The organism is Baekduia sp. Peel2402 (genome assembly GCF_052567285.1).
Genome location: NZ_CP199582.1, coordinates 4730470 through 4748035, shown reverse-complemented (window position 1 = coordinate 4748035; position 17566 = coordinate 4730470). Strand labels below are relative to the sequence as shown.

Below are 17566 nucleotides of genomic sequence, written 5' to 3'. Positions count from 1 at the left end.
CGGTACGGCTGGCGCTACAGCCGATAGTCCAGGATCAGGTGGTGCGTGCGGTCGGCGTCGATGGCGATCGAGCCGGTTCCGGCGATGGTCGCGAGGTCGCCGGTGCCCGAGGCGGGGACGATCTCGAAGTGCTCGCCGACGCGGTCGGCGCCGGAGGTCGAGGCGGTGTGGATGAAGTTGAAGCTGCCGGCATAGCCGTCGACGGTGCCCTCGAAGGACTCCAGCGCGACGTAGGTCCCGACGCCGCTGGCCGGGTCGAACGCCGACGTGAAGATCGTCGTCGAACGCCCCTCGATCGCGCCGCTGTAGGACTTCACCATGGTCGTGACGCCAACGGGCAGCGCGGTGACGATCGGCTCGCCGGGCGGCTCCACGGCGGCGGGGGTGAAATCGCTGACGGTGAACGTGGCCTCGGCGTGCGGCATCGGCGGGCGATCCTACGCGAGGTCGTCCAGCGTGGCGCGCAGGTAGCGGTCGGGCGCGTCGAGGAAGCCGCGCATCAGGCGGACGGCGTCGAGCGCGTCGTAGGAGCACTCGGCGGCGCCGTCGTCGTCCAGCTCGTAGATCCGCGCGCCGGGGCAGGCGAGCAGGATCGGCGAGTGGGTGGCGATGATGAACTGGGCGCCCGCCTGGGTGGCGCGGGCGATGATGCTGAGCAGCGCGAGGCAGCTCGTGGCCGAGAGCGCGGCCTCGGGCTCGTCCAGGACGTAGATCGACTCGCCGGCGAAGCGGTTGGAGGCCAGCGCGAGGAACGACTGGCCGTGGGACTGCTCGTGCAGCTGGCGGCCGCCGTAGAGCGATATGTCGGGCGCGTGCTCGTGGTCGCTGCCGATGAACGCGGCGACGTTGAAGAAGCTCTCGGCGCGCAGGAAGTAGCCGCTGCGGGGCTTGTGGTGGGAGAGGTCGGGTTCAAGCGTGCCGTCGAGGACCGGGCGTGGGCGGCCGGCGGGCAGGTCGCCGGAGCGCTCGAGCTCGCCGCCCTCGGGCGCGAAGCCGATCGAAGCGGCGAGCGCCTCGATGATGGTGGACTTGCCGGTCCCGTTCTCGCCGGCCAGCAGCGTGACCGGCGCGTCGAAGCGCAGCTGAGGCAGCGCGGCGACGGCGGGGACGTCAAAGGGGAAGCCCTCCGGCCACGGCTCCTCGGTGCGAGCGACGCCGAGGAGGTATGGGCCGCGGCCGAACGAGCGGCGATCGCGCGACGAGCTCATGCGCCGGTCAGCCTACGACGCGCGGTCGTCGTCAGCGGGGCGGTTCGCGATGCGCGCCACCGCCACGCCGAGCAGGATGACGACCATCGGGATCGGCACCCCGATCAGCACGAACGGCGTCTGCGGGATCGCCTCATAGTCGTCGGAGCGGTTGAACGGCTCCCAGTTGGCCTGCCAGAGCGCGTCGGCGACCACGGCGCTGCCGACCAGCACGAACGCCCAGAGCGCGGCGGTCAGGCGGCGCTCGTGGAAGCCGATGGCCAGCAGGAGCCCGACCGTGACGGCGAACCCGCCGACGGCGAGCGTGCCCACGTCGGCGAAGATCAGCACGCCGCTGACCAGCAGCGCGGCGACGAGCACGCTTCGCGTCGAGAGGGTGCGCACGGAGGACTGGCGTACCCAGACGTCAGGCGTCGATGCGCGGCAGCGCGGCGACTCGGGCGGCGCCCGACACGCGGTGGATCTCGTCGGGGACGCCGGCGAGGTCGACCTTGCGCACCATGTCGGCTTCGGCGCCGAGCGGGGAGAAGAAGTTGTCGTAGTGCGTCGGGATGATCAGGCGCGGGTCGAGCTTGGGCAGCACGCGCTCCCAGTAGCGGGGCGTGACCTGGCGGCCGGCGACGCCTGCGAGGAAGATGTCCACCGGTTGGTGTTGCAGTTCGGCGTCGAGGAGGTCGGCGCTGCCCTGGTGGTAGATGGAGAGGCCGGCGACCTCGATCCGGATCCCGTAGACCGCACCGCACTTGTACGCGCCCGGGGCGAGGCCGTCGAGGTGGTCGCACGTAAGCGGTCCGTCCATCGGGACCTTGCGGCCGAACAGCAGCTTGGAGTGGCGGCTCGGGATGAAGGTAACGACGAACGGGCCGAGCTCATAGCGGCGGTGGGTGGCGACCTCGACGGCTTGTTCTTGTAGGCCATGCAAGCGCATCAGGTGCACCAGCGAGGCCGACCCATAGGCCTTGGTGTTGTGCACGCGCGCTAGCGCGGGCGCGTCGACGGCGTGATCGAAGTGCGTGTGGCCGACCAGGACGCCGACGACCTCGCCGGGCGCCTGCCCGTAGCGCGCGATCGTCTCCGGGTCGGGCAGCGCGGTCCGGCGCAGCAGCAACGAGCGCAGCGGCACGCGCGACACGTAGGGGTCGATGAACAGCGAGACGTCGTCGTAGGCGATGCGGTAGCCGGAGACGCCGAGCCAACGGATGTCGAGGCCGGGCGGCAGCTCGACCGTCTCCCGCTCCAGCTCGGCCATCGCCTGCAGATCGTCCGCGCCCGACACGGCGCGGAGTATCACGACTCCAGCGTGATCTTCCAGTCGCCGTCTTCCTTGACGAGCTTGATCTCGCCCGAGCTGGAGCCGCCCCCGCCGCCCTTCACCGTCGCCTTGTCGCCGTTGACGGTCACGGAGTCGATCTTCACGTCGGTGCCCTTCTGCCCCTTGGCAGCCTCCAGGCACTTGTCCTTGCCGCCGATCTGCTTCAGCGGCGCCGCGGCGAGGTTGTCGCAGAGCTTCGACGGCGTCTTCCCGCTCTCGGTCACGACGTCGCGGACCTTGTCCTCGTCGCTGTTGCCGCCGCCCCCGCACGCCGAGAGGGCGAGCACCGGGAGAACGAGGATCGACGCGATGGAAGTGCGGTTCATTGGGTCGGCCATACCCCTACACGTTGGTTTTATCCCCGCCCGGCGATCACGGCGTGCAGAGGTTCATCGAGTAGTTGCCGCCCTGGGCCTTCCAGCACCCGGGCGACGCGGTCTGGGTCATGCTGGCCGCGTTCATCGTCATCGCGCCGGTGCTCGTCTGGCCGAAGGTGGTGGTGGACTTCTGGGTGATCGCCTTGGCGGTCAGGGCGTACGCGCCGTTGATGGCCGACTTGAGATCGCCGCCGAACTGCTGCACGGCGTTGCCGCCGATGGACTGGTTGAACGCGCCGCCGACGGTCTGGCCGAACGTGGTGCCGACGCTCTGGCTGGCCGCCCCGCCGACGTCCTGCGTGAAGTTGGTGCCCACGGCCTGGCTGAGCGCGCCGCCGATGCTCTGGCTGAACGTGGCGCCCACGTTCTGGGAGAAGCTCGCGCCCACGTCCTGCTGGAAGTTCGCGCCGACCGTCCACGACGCGTTCACGCCCGCGGTGAACGCGAAGTTCAGCGGGACGGTGACCGTGAGGTTCCCGGTGGTCGTCAGCGCCTCGCCGTCGAACGTCGCCGAGCCCTTGGGGCCGGCCATGACGATCCCGCTGTTGGTGGCGGCCACGCTGAAGCGCCCGTCCGGGCTGGTGAGGGTCGTGCCGGGTCCGGCCGGACCACGCTCGCCCTGGGAGCCGCGCTCGCCTTGCGAACCACGCTCGCCCTGCGCGCCCGCCGCGCCGTTTGCGCCCGCCGGGCCAGCGGGACCCGTCGGGCCGGTGGCGCCCGTCGCGCCCTTGATCCCCTCGCGGTCGACGACCACCGATCGCTCGCTCGTCTTGCATCCGCCGCCGCTCGACAGCAGCCGCAGACCGCCGTCCTTCTTGGCCGCGCAGAGCTTCAGCGTGGCCGGCGCCGACGAGCCGGAGCCGGACGCCGCAAACGCGGTGCCGCCGATCGCGAAGACCAGCGCCATCGTCGCAACCACGTTCGCGTAGGAGATCTTCATGGCCGCACGCTACTCCTGGCGTCGCGTCGCGCCGCCTGGACCGATGGCCAGGACATCCCCGACCGCAGCCTGGCCACCTTCCGCACCGACCACCGCGCGCGCGTTAATCCTTGATGAACCTCGGGCGCGGGTTCGTCACAGGATCCGGCCGTCGCGCAACTTATTCTCGCGCGCGGAGTGACTACTGCGTTCGCTTCATCCAGTCCGGTGACGTGCGCGAACCTCTCCCCTCGCTTCCGCCCCCTTCTCAGATCGGATCTCCGCTTGCGCCTGCCCCGCCTGTCCGTCGATCCCCTCGCGGCGCTGTTCGCCGCGTTGGCGTTGGTGCTGCTCATCGTCTTCCTGGTGATGCTCGGCTCCACGCAGCCGCGCAGCAACGGGACGGAGCTGCCCTACACGACCGTGCAGCGCAAGGCCGCGGCCGGTGAGGTTCGCAACGCCGTCCAGCTGGACTACGACCATCGCCTCCTGATCACCGACCGCGCCGGTGCCGAGGCGTGGACCAGCTTCCCCGCCACCGGCGGCCTGCAGGATCAGCTGCTGACCCAGCTCGACCGCAAGGGCGCGTCGGTCGTCATCGACGCCCAAAGCGGCAAGCAGGCCAAGCGCCTGATCGTCCAGGTGCTGCTGCCGATCCTGATCCTCGCGTCGCTGTTCGCGCTGTTCATGCGCGTCAGCCAGCAGGCCGACGCGGGCGGGATGGGCGCGTTCAGCCGCTGGGCCGGGCGCCGCTCCAAGCTCGGGCCCGGGAGCACGGGCGGTCCGTCGTTCGCCGACGTCGCCGGCGCGCCTGCCGCGGTCGCCGAGCTCCAGGAGCTGTGCGACCTGCTGCGCTTCCCCGAGCGCTACAGCGCGCTCGGCGCCCGGCCGCCCAAGGGCGCGCTGCTCGTCGGCCCGCCCGGCACGGGCAAGACGCTGCTGGCCCGCGCGACCGCGGGCGAGGCGCACGCCGCGTTCTTCTCGGTCTCCGGCGCGGAGTTCGTCGAGTCGCTGGTCGGCGTCGGCGCGGCGCGCATCCGCGACCTGTTCGCCAAGGCGCGCGCGGCGGCGCCCGCAATCGTGTTCATCGACGAGCTCGACGCCGTCGGCCGCAAGCGCGGCGCGGGCGTCGGGCAGGGCAACGACGAACGCGAGCAGACGCTCAACCAGCTGCTGGTCGAGATGGACGGCTTCGACGCCGGCCGCGGGCTGATCGTCCTGGCCGCCACCAACCGGCCGGACATCCTGGACCCCGCGCTCCTGCGCCCGGGTCGCTTCGACCGCCAGGTCACCGTCGACGCGCCCGACGCCGACGGCCGCGCCCAGATCCTGTCGCTCTACCTCAAGGGCCGGCCGTGCGAGGCCGACGTGACGCCGGCCGAGATCGCGCGCCGCTGCCCGGGCTTCACGGGCGCCGAGCTGGAGAACGTCGTCAACGAGGCCGCGCTGCTCAGCGCGCGCGCCGGGCAGGCGGCGATCGGCGTGGACGACCTCGACGAGGCGATCCAGCGCGTGGTCGGCGGACCGCGCAACGACACGCACGTGCTCGGCCCCGACGAGCTGGAGACGATCGCCGTCCACGAGGCGGCCCACGCGGTCGTGGCCGCGGCCCACGGCGACGGCGCCCAGCTGCATCAGCTGTCGATCGTCTCGCGCGGCCGGCGCCTCGGGCGCGCCACCACGTTGATGCTCGACCGCGACCGGACCGTCCTGCGCCGCTCGGACCTCGAGCGCCAGCTCGCGGTCACGATGGCCGGGGCCGCCGCGGAGCGCATCGCGTTCGGTGAGGTCTCCACCGCGGTCAACGACGACCTGCACACCGCGACGCAGCTCGCGCGGTCGATGGTCACGTCGTTCGGGATGTCCTCGCTCGGCCCGGTCACGATCGGCGAGCACAGCGCCGAGGTCTTCCTCGGGGCGTCGCTGCAGGAGCTCGGCGGGGTCGGCCCCGGCACGCTGGAGCGCATCGACGCCGAGACGCGCGAGATCGTCGAGGAGGCCGAGACGCGCGCCGCCAAGACGCTGTCGGCCAACTGGCCGGTGGTGCAGGCGATCGCCGACGACCTGGTCGCCCACGAGACGCTGGCCGACGTCCAGCTGGCCGGCCACCTCGCGGCCGTGCGCGCGGCGCCGAACGGGTCTGGCCCCGACCACGGCGGGCCCGCGGATCGGTGAAGGGCCGGCTGGCACTCGGCGCGACGACGGCGGCCCTGACCGCCGGGCTGACGCTCGCCTTCGCCCAGACCGGCGGCGCCCCCGGCGCGCCCGCGACCTGGTCGACCCGGCCGGAGGTCCCCGGCGCGGCGCGCGTGCTCGTCCCGTTCGGGATCGAGACGACGGCCCAGGGCAACCGCGCCTGGGCGCTCGGCCGCGACGACGACGACACCGTCGTGCTCCAGCGCACCCCGGGTGACGCTGGCGCCTGGACGGCGGCGCCCTTGCCGGCGGCCGGCCGCCCGGTCGGCGGTGACGCCGCGCCGGAGCACGCGGCCGAGCTGACCGCCGACGGCCACGGCGCGATCCTGCTGGCCGATCCCGCGCATCCCGAGCAGCCGGCGACGCTGCTGACGCGCGCGCCCGGCTCGGGCTTCCTGCGCGCGCCCGATCCGACGGCGGCGGTGCTGCCGGCCGACGAGCATCTTGTAGGTGATGCGACGCTCGCGAAGGCCCGTGCGCTCCTGGCCGCGATCGGCGGCGAGGACGCCGCCACCTTCGTGGCGCCGACGACCGACGACGGCATCGCGCGCGCCGTCCTGCGGCTGGACGCCGACGGCTGGCACCGCGAGGACATCGACGCGCCGGCACTGACCGACCCGGTCCACCCGGTGGCGTTGGCCGCCGCCGGCCCGGACCGGGCGTGGCTGCTGGGGACGTCCGGCGACCGCGTCGTCCTGCTGCGGCGCGTCCCGGGCGACGCGGGCGCGACGCCGACGCCGACCGCCCCGCGCTGGGTGCTCGTGCCGCTCACCGACGACGCGCTCCTGCGCGCCGGCGGACCGCCCACCGGGATCGCGAAGGTCGAGGTCTCCGCACCGCCCGCCGACCCGCTCACGGTCACGGCCGACGGGCTCTGGATCGATCTGCGGGTCACGCCGTCCGGGGCGACCGCGCCGGTCGACCTGACCGAGCACCTGAAGGTCGCCGCGGCGCCGGCCGGCGGCAGCACCACCACGCCGGGCTCCACGTCGACGCCCGGCTCGACGACCGACCCGGGTTCGACGACCGCTCCCGGCTCCACGACGGACCCTGGCTCGACGACCGCGCCCAGCGGGACCGATCCCGGATCGACCACCACGCCGGGCGCGGTGGTGCTCACCGTTGACGGCCGCTGGTGCGACCTCCCGGACGACGACGATGCGACCACCGCCCCGCTCTGCGACCACCCGCTCGGCTTCACCTTCGCTCACGGCGACCACGGCTACCGATCGGTCGCCACGCCCGCGACGGCCGACGCGAAGTTCGGGACCCGCCAGATCAGCGCCCCCGTCGACCGCGGCGTCGCCGCCGACGCACGCGTCCGCGACGCCCAGCGCCAGGGCGGATACGCGGCGCTGGACGGCGACGCGTTCGTCCTGCGCGACGGCATCGGCGAGGACGGCAGCTCGACCACGCAGGCGATCGCCTTCGCCGCCGACGGCACCGGCTTCACCGGCGGGACGCTCGCCTTCGGCGCGATCGTCCGCGGCGCCGCCGCCCCGCCGGCCCCGGAGCAGATCCCGCTACAGGGCGACTCGATCATCGCCGGCGCGACCGCCCCGAACGGCGACGGGCGCGTCCTCGCCCTGGCGCGCGGGTCCGGGACGATGCTCTACACGCCGGGCAGCGGCTGGGCCTACACGAACATCCCCTTGTACGCCATTCGCGCGCACGACCGCTCAGCGTCGCCGCGCGTGCTCATCTGGCCGCGGCCGAACCTGCTGATCGCAGGCGGCGCGGCCGGTCTGCTCGCCACGCTCGACGCCGACCCGGTCGGCGTCGTCAACGGCTTCGAGGGGACGTCGGAGCCGCCGCAGCGCGGCGTCAACTTCGACGCGCTCCCGGTCCAGGCGACGGTCCTGGCGATCGCCTGCACGCCGTCCGATCCGCTGGACTGCGTCGCCGTCGGACGCGACGGGCTGATCGTGCGCGGCGACGGCAAGAGCTGGACCATCCAGTTCCTGCCGCAGTCGGCGCCCGACCACACCGACATCACCGGCGTCGCGTTCGACGGCCGCACCCCGCTGCTGGCCACGACCGACGGGCTCTACCGCGGGCAGCCGTCCGGCGAAGGCGACAGCTACACCCGAGACGACGACCTCCCTACCCGCATGCACGCGGCGGGCCTGCCCACGGCCGTGAGCCAGGTCGCCACCGTCGAGGGTGGTGGCGTCATCGTCGACGGTCGCTTCGCCCGTGACCGCGCGACGTCGTCCTGGCGGGCGACCGGCGCGCCGCTGGAGCTGTTCCCGTTCGCGTTGGCCGCCTACCGGGACGCCGGCGGCGCCGTCCGCGCGATCGTCTCCGCCACGCCCGAAGCGACGCCGCTGCCCGAGCCGTTGCAGCCCGACGAGGACGACCTGCACCCGTCGAACGACCCCAAGCACCGCGAGCGTCACGAGCCGGTGCCCTTCGCCCCGTCCCCGGTCGGCGCCGTCACGCTGCGCGAGACCGCCGACGGCTGGGTCGACCTCGATCGCACGAGCTTCCAGCAGTCCGGCGGTCGCGACCTGCCCGGGCTGACGCCCAACACCCGCGCCATCCTGGTCGACGGCGACGGCAACGGGCTCCTGCTCGGCGGCGTGTCCGACCCCGCGCCAAGCCCGCCGTACTACACCAACCCGGACGAGGCGACCAACGCGCCGACGCTCGGCGCCGACGCCTCGGTGCGGCGGCTGGAGCGCGGCACGGTCGTCGCGTCGCCGGCGACCGCCCCGCCCGCCGAAGCCGCCGAGACGCCTCCGCCGCCTGGCTCGGTGCGCCTGGCGATCGGCGGCCATCCGGCGTGCCTGGACCGCTGCGGCGCGGCGGCGGGTCAGGGCTACTCACCGGACACCCACTTGCGGTCCGCGATCGCCCGCGTCCGGGCGATGGCGGCCGGCGGAGCGGGGCCCGCGGCGCTGCTGATCGGCGGCGGGCGCGCGTCGTTGGGCGGCGACCCGCTCGACGTCGGCGGCGCGCGCCGCTACCGCGAGCTGACGCAGGGCGCGGACGTGCCGACCTACGTCCTGCCCGGTCCGGGCGATCTCCCCGGCGGCGGCGCGGCCGCCTTCGGTGAGGGGTTCCGCTCCGCGCCCGCCCCTCAGGGCAGCGGTGACGCCCCGGCCGGCATCGACCTCTCGCGCGCCCCGCAGCCCGAAGCGACCGCTGGCGGCGCCGGCCGGAGCACGTTCGCCTTCGACGTCCGCGCGGCGGCCGGGACCGTGCGCGTCATCGCCATCGACAACGCCGCGGGCCGGCTCGCGGGCGGGCCCGACGGTGAGCAGGCGCGCTGGATCCGCGACGCGATGGAGCAGGGGCGCGGCATCGGCGTCCCCTCGATCGTCGTCGGCAGCGTCCCGCTGGACGACAGCCAGGGCATGACGCCCGCCGCCGATGCCGACACGGAGATCGCGCTGCTCGCGGGCCACGCGTCGGCGTACGTGGCGACCGCGGGCGTCGATGACCCCAGCGACCGCCATTTCGGCGGCGTGCTGTCACAGAGCTTCGCCGCCGCGGCCACCGGATCGGCGCCGCTGCCGTTGCTGCAGTCCTCGACGCTCGGTTACTCGCCGGCGCAGACCTTCTTCTCCGGACGCATCGACGAGGACGACGCGACCCGCCAGGTCACCGCCGCGCTGTTGATGCTCGACGTGGTCGTCGACCACTTCGAAGCCACGACCGGCGTCGCACCGGTCAGTACCGTCGGCGAGCCGCTCCTCGACGGCCTGTCGTTAGGGCAGAGCTCGCGCTCGGTGCCGCTGGGCTGGGCGCAACCGCTCTTCGTCACCGGCTATGACCCGAGCCCGAACCGGTTCCTGCTGCCGCCCACCGACGCCAACGCCGGCGGCGCGCGACGCCTGGCGAGCTCGGGCACGACCAGCAGCCTCATCGACTCGTGCCGGTTCTTCATCGCCACGTGCACGACCGTCGTGCCGACCGACATCACGTTCGAGTCGTCCGATCCCCAGGTCGCGCGCTTCGTGGCGGTCGGCGTGGCGCCACCGACGAAGAACGGCAGGCGCCTCCAGGTCCTGCTCGACGCCTCCGGCCACGTCGTCGACGATCCGCGCGGGTGGTTCTGCCCGATCGGCCTCGGGACGACGACCGTCACCGCCACCGCCCTCGGCCACCGCGTCGCCGAGCCCGTCCGGGTCTTCCCCGCCGAGGACGTCGACCTCGGCGACAACTACGAGGCCGACCCTGTCCCGCCCGGCACCTGCGCCTTCCCGACCTTCACGAAGGTCAAGGAGGAGACCAAGCCGGCCCCGGTCCCCGACAAGCCCGCGCCGACGCCGCGCCCCACGCCGGTCCACCACCCGGCCCCGCAGCATCACCATCATCAAGTCCACCACCACACGCCGGCCGCCGCGCCGGCGCCGCAGCCGCCCGCGACCTACATCCCGGCGCCGCCCCCGACCGTCCAGGCGCCGGTTGCCGACCACGCGCAGCCGCCGGTCGCCCCGGCCCCGAAGCCCCCGGCGCCCATGACCCCACCCGCACCACCCCAGGGGTTGCAGGTCCAGCAGGTCCAGGCTCCGCAGGCGTCGCCGTTCCAGGCGATGCAACACCAGGAACAACGGCGCGAGGAGTACGCCTACGAGAACGACAGCGCGGCGGTCGCGTATGCGCACCCGCGGTCGCCGATGGCTTGGGAGGTGGGCGGCGGTGCCGCGGTGCTCTTGTTGGTGATGGGCGGCGGGGTCGCCGCGGGGCGGGCGCGGCGCGCGGGCGCGGCGGTGGCGGCGCGGGCGACGGTCGGGCGCGACCGCTGACCAAAGTCGGCTTGGCCCCCTCCTGAAGTCGGGGGTCTTCAGCGACCGGCGCCCGATGCGCGCTGCGGTTGGTGAGCCGAAGCTGGCGCCATGGGTTCCCAGACCAGGCGCGACCGGGCGGTCGCTATCGGCTCGCTGCTCGTGCTCAGCCCGATCGGGGCCGAGCTCCTCGCCGCCTACGACGACTCGACCGGCCGCCCGGGCGAGTTGTTGTTCAGCATCGTCTTCTTCGCGCTGCTCTACGGATGCCCCGCGCTCCTGATCCGCGAGCTCGCCCGCCGGACGGGCCGAGGATGGCCTGCGATGTTGATGTTGATGACGGCGGCCGGGCTGCTTCAGGCGGGCGTGATCGACCAGTCGCTGTTCGCCGACAACTACGGCGAGGTCAAGGGCTGGGAGAAGTCGTTGCGCGACACCTACATCTCGCCGCTGGGCGTGGGCGCGTTCTTCTTACAGGGCTTCGTGCTCGGGCACGTGGTCTACAGCTTCGGCGCGCCGGTGGCGGTGGCCGAGGCGATGCGGCCCGGGATCGCGCACCGGCCGTGGCTGGGGCGGCGCGGGATCGTCGCCGCCGGCGCGGGCTGGCTCCTCGTGGCCGGCGCGATCCTCGCCGACACGCTCGGCGGTGACGACCACGGGACGCTCCTCGAGGTCCTGGTGACGCTCGCGGTGGTGGTCGCGCTCGTGATGTGTGCCCTGCGCCTCCCGCCGCGCCCTCGCCCAGCACGTCCCATCGAGGCCCCACGCCTCCGCACGGTTGCAGCGCTCGCCTTCCTCGCTGCCTCCGCGCACGCGCTCATGCCGGAGACCTGGCTAGGTGTCGCGGGCGCGGTGCTCATCACCACCGCAAGCCTCGCCCTCCTGGCCCACACCGTTCGAACTCGCGAATGGACCATCGCGCACGCCGCCGCCCTTGCCACCGGCGCCGTCATCAGCCGCGGCGTCCTGGCCTTCACCTACTTCCCGCTCGTCGGCGAGACCGCGGCCGTGCCCAAGTACACGCACAACATCGTGATGCTGCTGATCGTCGCGACGGCGGGGGCCTACGCGGTCCGCCGCGCCCGAACTCCGGTGCTCCTCAGCTCCTGACGGTGAGGGCGGTGACGGTCCGCGACGAGCCCGGCGTCCCCTTCCCCTGCGCGACGAGCTCCAGCCGCGTGCGGATCGCGATCTTGCCCGCCGCGCGGCGCGAGGGCTTGAGCCGCGCCGCCTTCGTGACGCCGCCCACACCGGTCACCGAGGCCAATGCCTTGTTCGACCCGGCGCGCCGGAGCGTCACGGTCCAACGGCAGCCGCGCGGCGCGGAGACCCGGACCGGGATGCCGTTGCGCAGGAGGCGACGGGTGAGCGTCGTCGGGCGCGAGACCGTGACGTAGCAGGCGCCCGACTGGACGCCGGTGGCGCCCGTCGTCCCGGTCGTCCCGGTCGCGGGCGTCGAGCCCAGGCCGGTGGCGCTCGGCGTCTTGGCGGGCGCCGGCTTCACGACCGGCACGACGGGCGCCTTCGGCGTCTCGGGCGCCTTGCGGGTCCAGTTGACGCTCGCGTACGTCTGGTCGACGTTCCCGACCGGGTCGATCGCCCGCACCGAGGCGATGTGGGACCCGAACGCCACGCTCATCGCCCACGGCGACCCGCACGCCACCCACGTCGACGAGTCCAGCCGGCACTCGAAGCTCGAGTCGGGCTCGTTGGAGGCGAACGTCAACAGCGGCGTCCCCGACAGCGGATCAGGCTGGCCGACTAGCGTCGTCTCCGGCGACGTGGCGTCCACCTTCCAGGTGTACGCGAGCGGCGTCGGATCGACGTTGCCGTAGAAGTCGCGCAGCGTGACGTGGAAGGTGTGCGTGCCGTCAGCCAGGTTGAAGGCGCTCTGCAGCGCGCTGACGAAGTGATCGCCCTCGACGTAGCAGGACTGTGACTTGCCGTCGACGTCACAGTCCACGATGGCCGCGCCCTCCGCGCCCGTCGTCTCCTTGAAGTACAACTTGCCCGCGCGCGACGTGACGGCCGGCGTCTCGATCATGGCGGCGTTGGGCGTCGCCGTCACCTGCTTCAGCGTGATCATCGCCGCACTCCCCGCCGCGATCGTCCTGGCGTTGACCCGGATCTTGTAGGCCACGCCCGCCTTCGCAACCCACTTCGCATCCCCACCACACTTCGCACCGCCACCGGAGACCCGGTCGAGCGTCCCAATCGTGCTCCCGGTGTAGACCTCGATGTCAGCGTCAGCCGGGCAACCCGCCAGGTACGTCCCGCCGGAGACCGACGGGGTCCAGCGGAACCAGACCGTGCGAAAGATGTTGTACAGGTCGGGCTCCCCGACCTCCGTGCTCGCGCCGAACGTCGTCGCCGCGAACGACTGGTTGGAGAGCGACGGCAGCACCGTCGCATTGACGAGCTGGTCGTTGACCGGCGCCGCGGATGCCGATGCGGCGCCTAGCGAGCCGAGAAGGAAAAGGGAGAGTGCGAGGGAGAGAGAGCGCGAGCGAGCCATACTCCATCAACAACCCAGCAGGCCCGCGCTTACGGCGTTTCCCGCTAGATCCCGGCCAAGATCCTCGCCTTGGTCGCCTCGAACTCCGCCTCATCGAGCACACCCGCTGCCCGCATCTCGCTGAGCTTCTGCAACCGCTCGAGCGGCCCCTGCTCCATCGCCGCCGGCGCCACGCTCGCCACGGCCGGGCTCCCCATTCCGGTCATCGTCTCCGCCGCCGCACCGAACAACGACCGGATCTGCTGCCGCCCGTTGTCATCGGCGATCACGGCGTACATCCACGTCTCGTGATCCTCGCCGTCGTACCAGACGGGGTACCGATCACCTGCGCGCGGGATCGCGACCCGCGACACCGTGCTCGTCTTCTTCGCCTCGAACGCTGCGCTGCCATCCAGCGGCTCGACCCGGAACACCATCTTGACCCGGGGATTGTCATTGACCGTCATCCCGGTATCGCGCACGTCGGTCACGATCCCGACCCCACGCAACCCACTCGCGATCAGGTTCTCCGCCTTCGCCTTCTTGCCCCGTCCGAACATCAACTTGCCCCTTCGCTGGTGGTTATCGGGGGAAAACACAGACGAGCGACACCCCGCTTACGCGAGGCGCTTAAGTACCTTCGTTCGCGGGGTCAGGCTCACCCGTCACTCCGTGAGCGGCACAATCACCGCGGTACGTCATCACACGATCGGCCAAGCGACACATTGCAGCCACTCTGACTTCTTGCCAGATCCCCTGAAAGGACCTAGGACACAACCTACGCAATCGCCTCAAAGCCGCTCTGCGGACGGCTGAGCGGAAGCGGCCTCAACAGCCGCGGGCGCGAGCCGATTCGGGCCAACCTGGACTCTCGCGCGAGAGACTCCCGCCCAGAACCGGTCAGCGTACTTCGTCAGGTCCGCCGCTGCTCCGAAGAGCCTCACTGACGATTCCTCGAACCGCCTCGCGACTACTCATCAAACCCGTATCGCGAAGCGCCGCCCGGAGCCATGGAGCGACAAAGATCCGTGCTCGTTGCGAAAGCTCGGTGTAGTTGTTGGACAAGAACTCGACCGGCTTGCTCAGAGCGGTGAGGGCTTCCACCTTGCCGTCTGTCTCGATGTAGACGCTGCCACCAAGGTCGAGATCACGTCGAGGGATATCTACAAGTACATCGTTAACACCTACGTCGCGAGCGACCGGACGGCCAGCGAGAGCCTCCTCAAGCATCGTTGCGAGTCGTCCTCGGAAGCTTCGTTCCTGATCAAGGGTTAGTTCCTTTAGCCCGCGGTACAGGTCGCGGTCTGCCGGGTCGGTGGTTGGATGGAGCGTGTACAGCCGCTTATAAACCACCGACCGATCTCGTTCTAAACCGTGCAGGATCGACGGCTCCTGTTCGACACGCTCGAACTCCTCGTCCAAAAAGCGAACAGCGTGGTAGTCGTCGCGAAGCACGGTCTGCCGCAGGTACTCCTGGATACCTGGTCTGCTCATGTAGAGGTCGCGCACGACGGCGAGCACCATCGCCATAATCGCGCGGTTGGTGTGATGCCAGTAGATCGCCCGAAAGTTCCAGTACCGCGTGAAGACCGCATGCTCCAGCGCGGCCAATGCCCGCGACCCGAAAGCCAGATGAAACCGCTCATCGACCGGCGCCACGGTCGCGGCCTTCAGAAGGGTCGGGATATCGATGGCGCCGCCGTACGGCACTCCGGTGAAAAATGCATCGAGGCGCAGGTACGAGAGCTTGTCGACATCGACACCTGAGTTCAGGATCGAGCTGATGATCTGATCGACAGGATCCGGCTGGTCTTCGAACCTTCCGTAAACCAACCGCTTGAACCTTGCCGGCTCGATGCCCTGATCAGCGAGCAAGTCGTACAACGATGGCTCACCCGCCTTTGCTTCCCCTGTCAGCCGCCCGTCGCACAACAGGTCGAAGAGCTCAAGATCACGCAACTCGGGAATCTTGCTCTCTTGGAACGTATGCAGGAAAGGAAAGTGGTTGATGTCGTGTAGCAACGCGACGACAAGCAACTGCTGAACTGAAGCCTCATCAAAGAAATAACGAAACCGCGGCGAGGCATAGAGGTGAGCTACGAGCTGACGCGTCAACTCATACGTGTATAAAACGTGGACTTGACGCTTGTAGGTCGCCCCCGGATACACGATGTCGAGCAACGAGAGCTGGTTGACCATGGCAAGCCGACGAAACGACGCCGCTCGAACGACTGGTTCGACCTTTCGCGTCAACGGCACGGCGATGTCGCCCGGGATCACAAGGGTCCGTTCGGGGATGCCCGGCGCAGCAAGCTCGGGCACACCGAAAGGCGTGGACTCGATCGGCGATAGCCGGTGGACGCGCTCCGCGAGCTCTCCGGGCGACCAGAGACGGACTCGATCCCATCGCGTTAGCTCGTAGTGCAGGACCTTTAGGTACCTACGTTCTCTGTCTTCGAACACCGTTTCGAGAAGCGGGCCGAGTTCATCGAGCATCACCCCAAACTGGTAGAGGTCAAGACCGGGGTAAGCGAGACTGCGCAACTCTTCGCGGCTCGCGCCGGCCTTTCGTGCCTGCTTCAGCGGATGCGCATCTGGAAGCTCCGGGAACAAGTCCCAGTCGCCGAGTAGCTTCGTGCCCTGTTCTGCATCAACCTGCTGGAAGTTAAGGTTCTTACTCAGCGCGAAGTCGATTAGCACCGGCTCTCGGATGTCAGCGCGCACCAGCACATTCGCAGGCTTCACATCTGTATGTAGGTACTCGTGTCGGCCATGCAGGTGGTCGAGCGCCTCGGCAACACGCGCCAACGCGTAAGCAATCTCCGCGGAGGTAAGCCCGAATTCAGTGATCGCCTCGTCGAGAGGCAAACCATCCACAAACTCTGTGATCAACAGCGGGACTGCATCAATGCCATCGAGCAAGAGCTCTTTGCTTATGCCCTTTTTCTCAGCAGCCGAGAGGTTGAGGCTGCCGGCATCATGCACGCGCACGATGTTGGGGTGGGAGATGCGAGCAAGGAACTCGTATTCACGACGCTGGAACTCCAACGAGGCGTTGACCAGATTTGGCATCTGGGTGGACCCGACGTCCAACATCTCTAGCTGTCGACGTTCGTAAAAGGGAAAGAACGCCTTGATGGCGACAGTTTGGTCGCCAAAGCTTGCCTTGTAGACCTCGCCCGAGCCGCCGCGCGCAACGTACTCAACGTCGGCGTAGGTCCTTCCGTTGAGTTCGACCTTGGAGCGTTTCAGGAGAGACATGGGGAAGTCCGAGCGAGACCAGCAGTTCAGCCCGGCGACAAGTCCAGGCTGCGGCAAGCGGATCGCATCTCCGTAGCCAACTCTGTTTGTATTTGTTGTGCACCCGCGCTCGCAAGGTGGTATTTATCACTCACTAGAGAAACAGAAGCTGGGGCGCTTAGGGAGTCCACGTAGCCGGGCTCCTGACATTGCGACCAAACGGTCAAGGGCAATCGCCGTATAACGGTCGAACTCGATCGCGGCATTGATCGCTGACACCGTCTGCACGTCGACCGCTTCGTCCCGTGCGCTCAAGCGGTCGATGTTGGTGTGACCGAGGTCGTAGCGGCGTTGGAGGAGCTGCTCGACGAAGCCCACGGTGAACGGGACGTCGACAGACGCCAGCGGATCGTCCGGCCGTCGCCAGCCGATGGCGTCCAGGACGGCGAACGCGTCGCGGTAGATGACCGAGAGGGCGTACTGCGCCTCCGGGCCGAATTCGAGGAGTTCCTCGAAGTAGTAGTGGTTCGCCTCCAGGACGATCAACGTTTGGCGGCGGAGGATGTCGGCCGTGGACGGGTCGACGGAGATGAGGCAGGCGTCGTTACGCTGCGCGGTGCTCATGGAGTTACAGCTCCTTGGGCCATGCCCCCGGCCGTTCGCGCGGCGCGGGGGCGCTTTGTTATTGGTGTTGCTGTTGGCGATTGATGCTAGCGCGCGGTGCTGACGGTGTTCAAGCGGTCAGCGCACGTCCCGCCCGCCCGCTACTTGCCGGTCGTGCGATGCATCGCCGCGCGCTTGTGCCCCGCCCGAGGCTGACCCGGCCCCGAACCCGCGCGCGCCGCGCCGCGGACGCCGCCGGGTGTGCGGCGGATGAGCATCTGGAGGGCGTGGTCGTCGGGGCCGGCTTCGGTGCGCTCGGTCAAGTCCTTCAACTCGACGGTGCGCATGACCGGGCCCCGGGCTCGGTCGATCAGCGCGACGACCACCTTCGCGCCTCCGGAGACGTCGAAGACGATGCCGTCGGCCTCCCGTCGCCCCACGGCGACGTTCACGAGATCTCCTGCAACGGTCTTCTCCATGTGCG

The 17566-nt window shown here is 70.5% G+C and carries 14 protein-coding genes; 3 read left to right on the top strand and 11 right to left on the bottom strand.

Going from position 1 to position 17566, the window contains the following annotated elements:
- Nucleotides 1–14: 14 nt before the first annotated feature.
- Genes ACT01A_RS23230 through ACT01A_RS23205 form a run of 6 tightly spaced genes read right to left on the bottom strand, consistent with a single transcriptional unit; the run spans nucleotide 15 to nucleotide 3837 of the window.
- On the bottom strand, nucleotides 15–425 hold the full coding sequence (locus ACT01A_RS23230) for a DUF3224 domain-containing protein (protein ID WP_445149484.1): 411 nt from the start codon (nucleotides 423–425) through the stop codon (nucleotides 15–17).
- Between the two features lie 12 nt (nucleotides 426–437).
- Nucleotides 438–1208, bottom strand: a complete 771-nt coding sequence (locus ACT01A_RS23225) for an AAA family ATPase (protein WP_445149483.1) — start codon at nucleotides 1206–1208, stop codon at nucleotides 438–440.
- A 12-nt stretch (nucleotides 1209–1220) separates the two neighbouring features.
- Nucleotides 1221–1592 (bottom strand): hypothetical protein, encoded by a 372-nt coding sequence (locus ACT01A_RS23220; RefSeq protein ID WP_445149482.1) that lies wholly within the window; start codon nucleotides 1590–1592, stop codon nucleotides 1221–1223.
- A gap of 22 nt (nucleotides 1593–1614) precedes the next feature.
- The gene (locus tag ACT01A_RS23215) at nucleotides 1615–2499 is read right to left on the bottom strand and encodes an MBL fold metallo-hydrolase (RefSeq protein WP_445149481.1); all 885 of its coding nucleotides are present in this window, start codon (nucleotides 2497–2499) and stop codon (nucleotides 1615–1617) included.
- Entirely contained in the window at nucleotides 2496–2846 is a 351-nt protein-coding gene (locus ACT01A_RS23210) for a hypothetical protein (RefSeq protein WP_445149480.1), read from the bottom strand. The genes ACT01A_RS23215 and ACT01A_RS23210 overlap by 4 nt, the downstream gene beginning before the upstream one ends.
- A gap of 46 nt (nucleotides 2847–2892) precedes the next feature.
- Nucleotides 2893–3837, bottom strand: a complete 945-nt coding sequence (locus tag ACT01A_RS23205; protein ID WP_445149479.1) for a hypothetical protein — start codon at nucleotides 3835–3837, stop codon at nucleotides 2893–2895.
- 264 nt (nucleotides 3838–4101) lie between these two features.
- Here ACT01A_RS23205 and ftsH point away from each other — a divergent pair, with 264 nt between their 5' ends.
- The 3 genes from ftsH (at nucleotide 4102) to ACT01A_RS23190 (ending at nucleotide 11855) form a co-directional block, all read left to right on the top strand.
- Nucleotides 4102–5991, top strand: coding sequence for an ATP-dependent zinc metalloprotease FtsH (gene ftsH, locus ACT01A_RS23200; RefSeq protein WP_445149478.1), 1890 nt, complete (start codon nucleotides 4102–4104; stop codon nucleotides 5989–5991).
- The gene (locus ACT01A_RS23195; RefSeq protein ID WP_445149477.1) at nucleotides 5988–10766 is read left to right on the top strand and encodes a hypothetical protein; all 4779 of its coding nucleotides are present in this window, start codon (nucleotides 5988–5990) and stop codon (nucleotides 10764–10766) included. The genes ftsH and ACT01A_RS23195 overlap by 4 nt, the downstream gene beginning before the upstream one ends.
- A 90-nt stretch (nucleotides 10767–10856) precedes the next feature.
- Nucleotides 10857–11855 carry a hypothetical protein gene (locus tag ACT01A_RS23190; RefSeq protein WP_445149476.1) on the top strand — a complete coding sequence of 333 codons (999 nt, stop codon included), beginning with the start codon at nucleotides 10857–10859 and terminating at the stop codon, nucleotides 11853–11855.
- Here the strand turns inward: ACT01A_RS23190 and ACT01A_RS23185 are convergent.
- The 5 genes from ACT01A_RS23185 to ACT01A_RS23165 all read right to left on the bottom strand — a co-directional run bounded on the left by ACT01A_RS23185 (nucleotide 11845) and on the right by ACT01A_RS23165 (nucleotide 17561).
- Entirely contained in the window at nucleotides 11845–13149 is a 1305-nt protein-coding gene (locus ACT01A_RS23185; RefSeq protein WP_445149475.1) for a hypothetical protein, read from the bottom strand. The genes ACT01A_RS23190 and ACT01A_RS23185 overlap by 11 nt on opposite strands.
- A gap of 155 nt (nucleotides 13150–13304) precedes the next feature.
- Nucleotides 13305–13799, bottom strand: coding sequence for an SHOCT domain-containing protein (locus ACT01A_RS23180; protein ID WP_445149474.1), 495 nt, complete (start codon nucleotides 13797–13799; stop codon nucleotides 13305–13307).
- A gap of 340 nt (nucleotides 13800–14139) precedes the next feature.
- The gene (locus ACT01A_RS23175) at nucleotides 14140–16500 is read right to left on the bottom strand and encodes a protein kinase domain-containing protein (RefSeq protein WP_445149473.1); all 2361 of its coding nucleotides are present in this window, start codon (nucleotides 16498–16500) and stop codon (nucleotides 14140–14142) included.
- A gap of 126 nt (nucleotides 16501–16626) precedes the next feature.
- Entirely contained in the window at nucleotides 16627–17103 is a 477-nt protein-coding gene (locus ACT01A_RS23170; RefSeq protein WP_445149472.1) for a hypothetical protein, read from the bottom strand.
- Nucleotides 17104–17243: 140 nt separating this feature from the next.
- On the bottom strand, nucleotides 17244–17561 hold the full coding sequence (locus ACT01A_RS23165) for a hypothetical protein (RefSeq protein ID WP_445149471.1): 318 nt from the start codon (nucleotides 17559–17561) through the stop codon (nucleotides 17244–17246).
- Nucleotides 17562–17566 lie beyond the last annotated feature (5 nt).

Excerpts from the sequence above, each read along its gene's own strand:
- ACT01A_RS23230 (WP_445149484.1), bottom strand. The coding sequence starts at position 425 with ATGCCGCACGCCGAGGCCACGTTCACCGTCAGCGATTTCACCCCCGCC.
- ACT01A_RS23225 (WP_445149483.1), bottom strand. The coding sequence starts at position 1,208 with ATGAGCTCGTCGCGCGATCGCCGCTCGTTCGGCCGCGGCCCATACCTC.
- ACT01A_RS23210 (WP_445149480.1), bottom strand. The coding sequence starts at position 2,846 with ATGAACCGCACTTCCATCGCGTCGATCCTCGTTCTCCCGGTGCTCGCC.
- ACT01A_RS23205 (WP_445149479.1), bottom strand. The coding sequence starts at position 3,837 with ATGAAGATCTCCTACGCGAACGTGGTTGCGACGATGGCGCTGGTCTTC.
- ACT01A_RS23190 (WP_445149476.1), top strand. The coding sequence starts at position 10,857 with ATGGGTTCCCAGACCAGGCGCGACCGGGCGGTCGCTATCGGCTCGCTG.
- ACT01A_RS23180 (WP_445149474.1), bottom strand. The coding sequence starts at position 13,799 with ATGTTCGGACGGGGCAAGAAGGCGAAGGCGGAGAACCTGATCGCGAGT.
- ACT01A_RS23175 (WP_445149473.1), bottom strand. The coding sequence starts at position 16,500 with ATGTCTCTCCTGAAACGCTCCAAGGTCGAACTCAACGGAAGGACCTAC.
- ACT01A_RS23170 (WP_445149472.1), bottom strand. The coding sequence starts at position 17,103 with ATGAGCACCGCGCAGCGTAACGACGCCTGCCTCATCTCCGTCGACCCG.
- ACT01A_RS23165 (WP_445149471.1), bottom strand. The coding sequence starts at position 17,561 with ATGGAGAAGACCGTTGCAGGAGATCTCGTGAACGTCGCCGTGGGGCGA.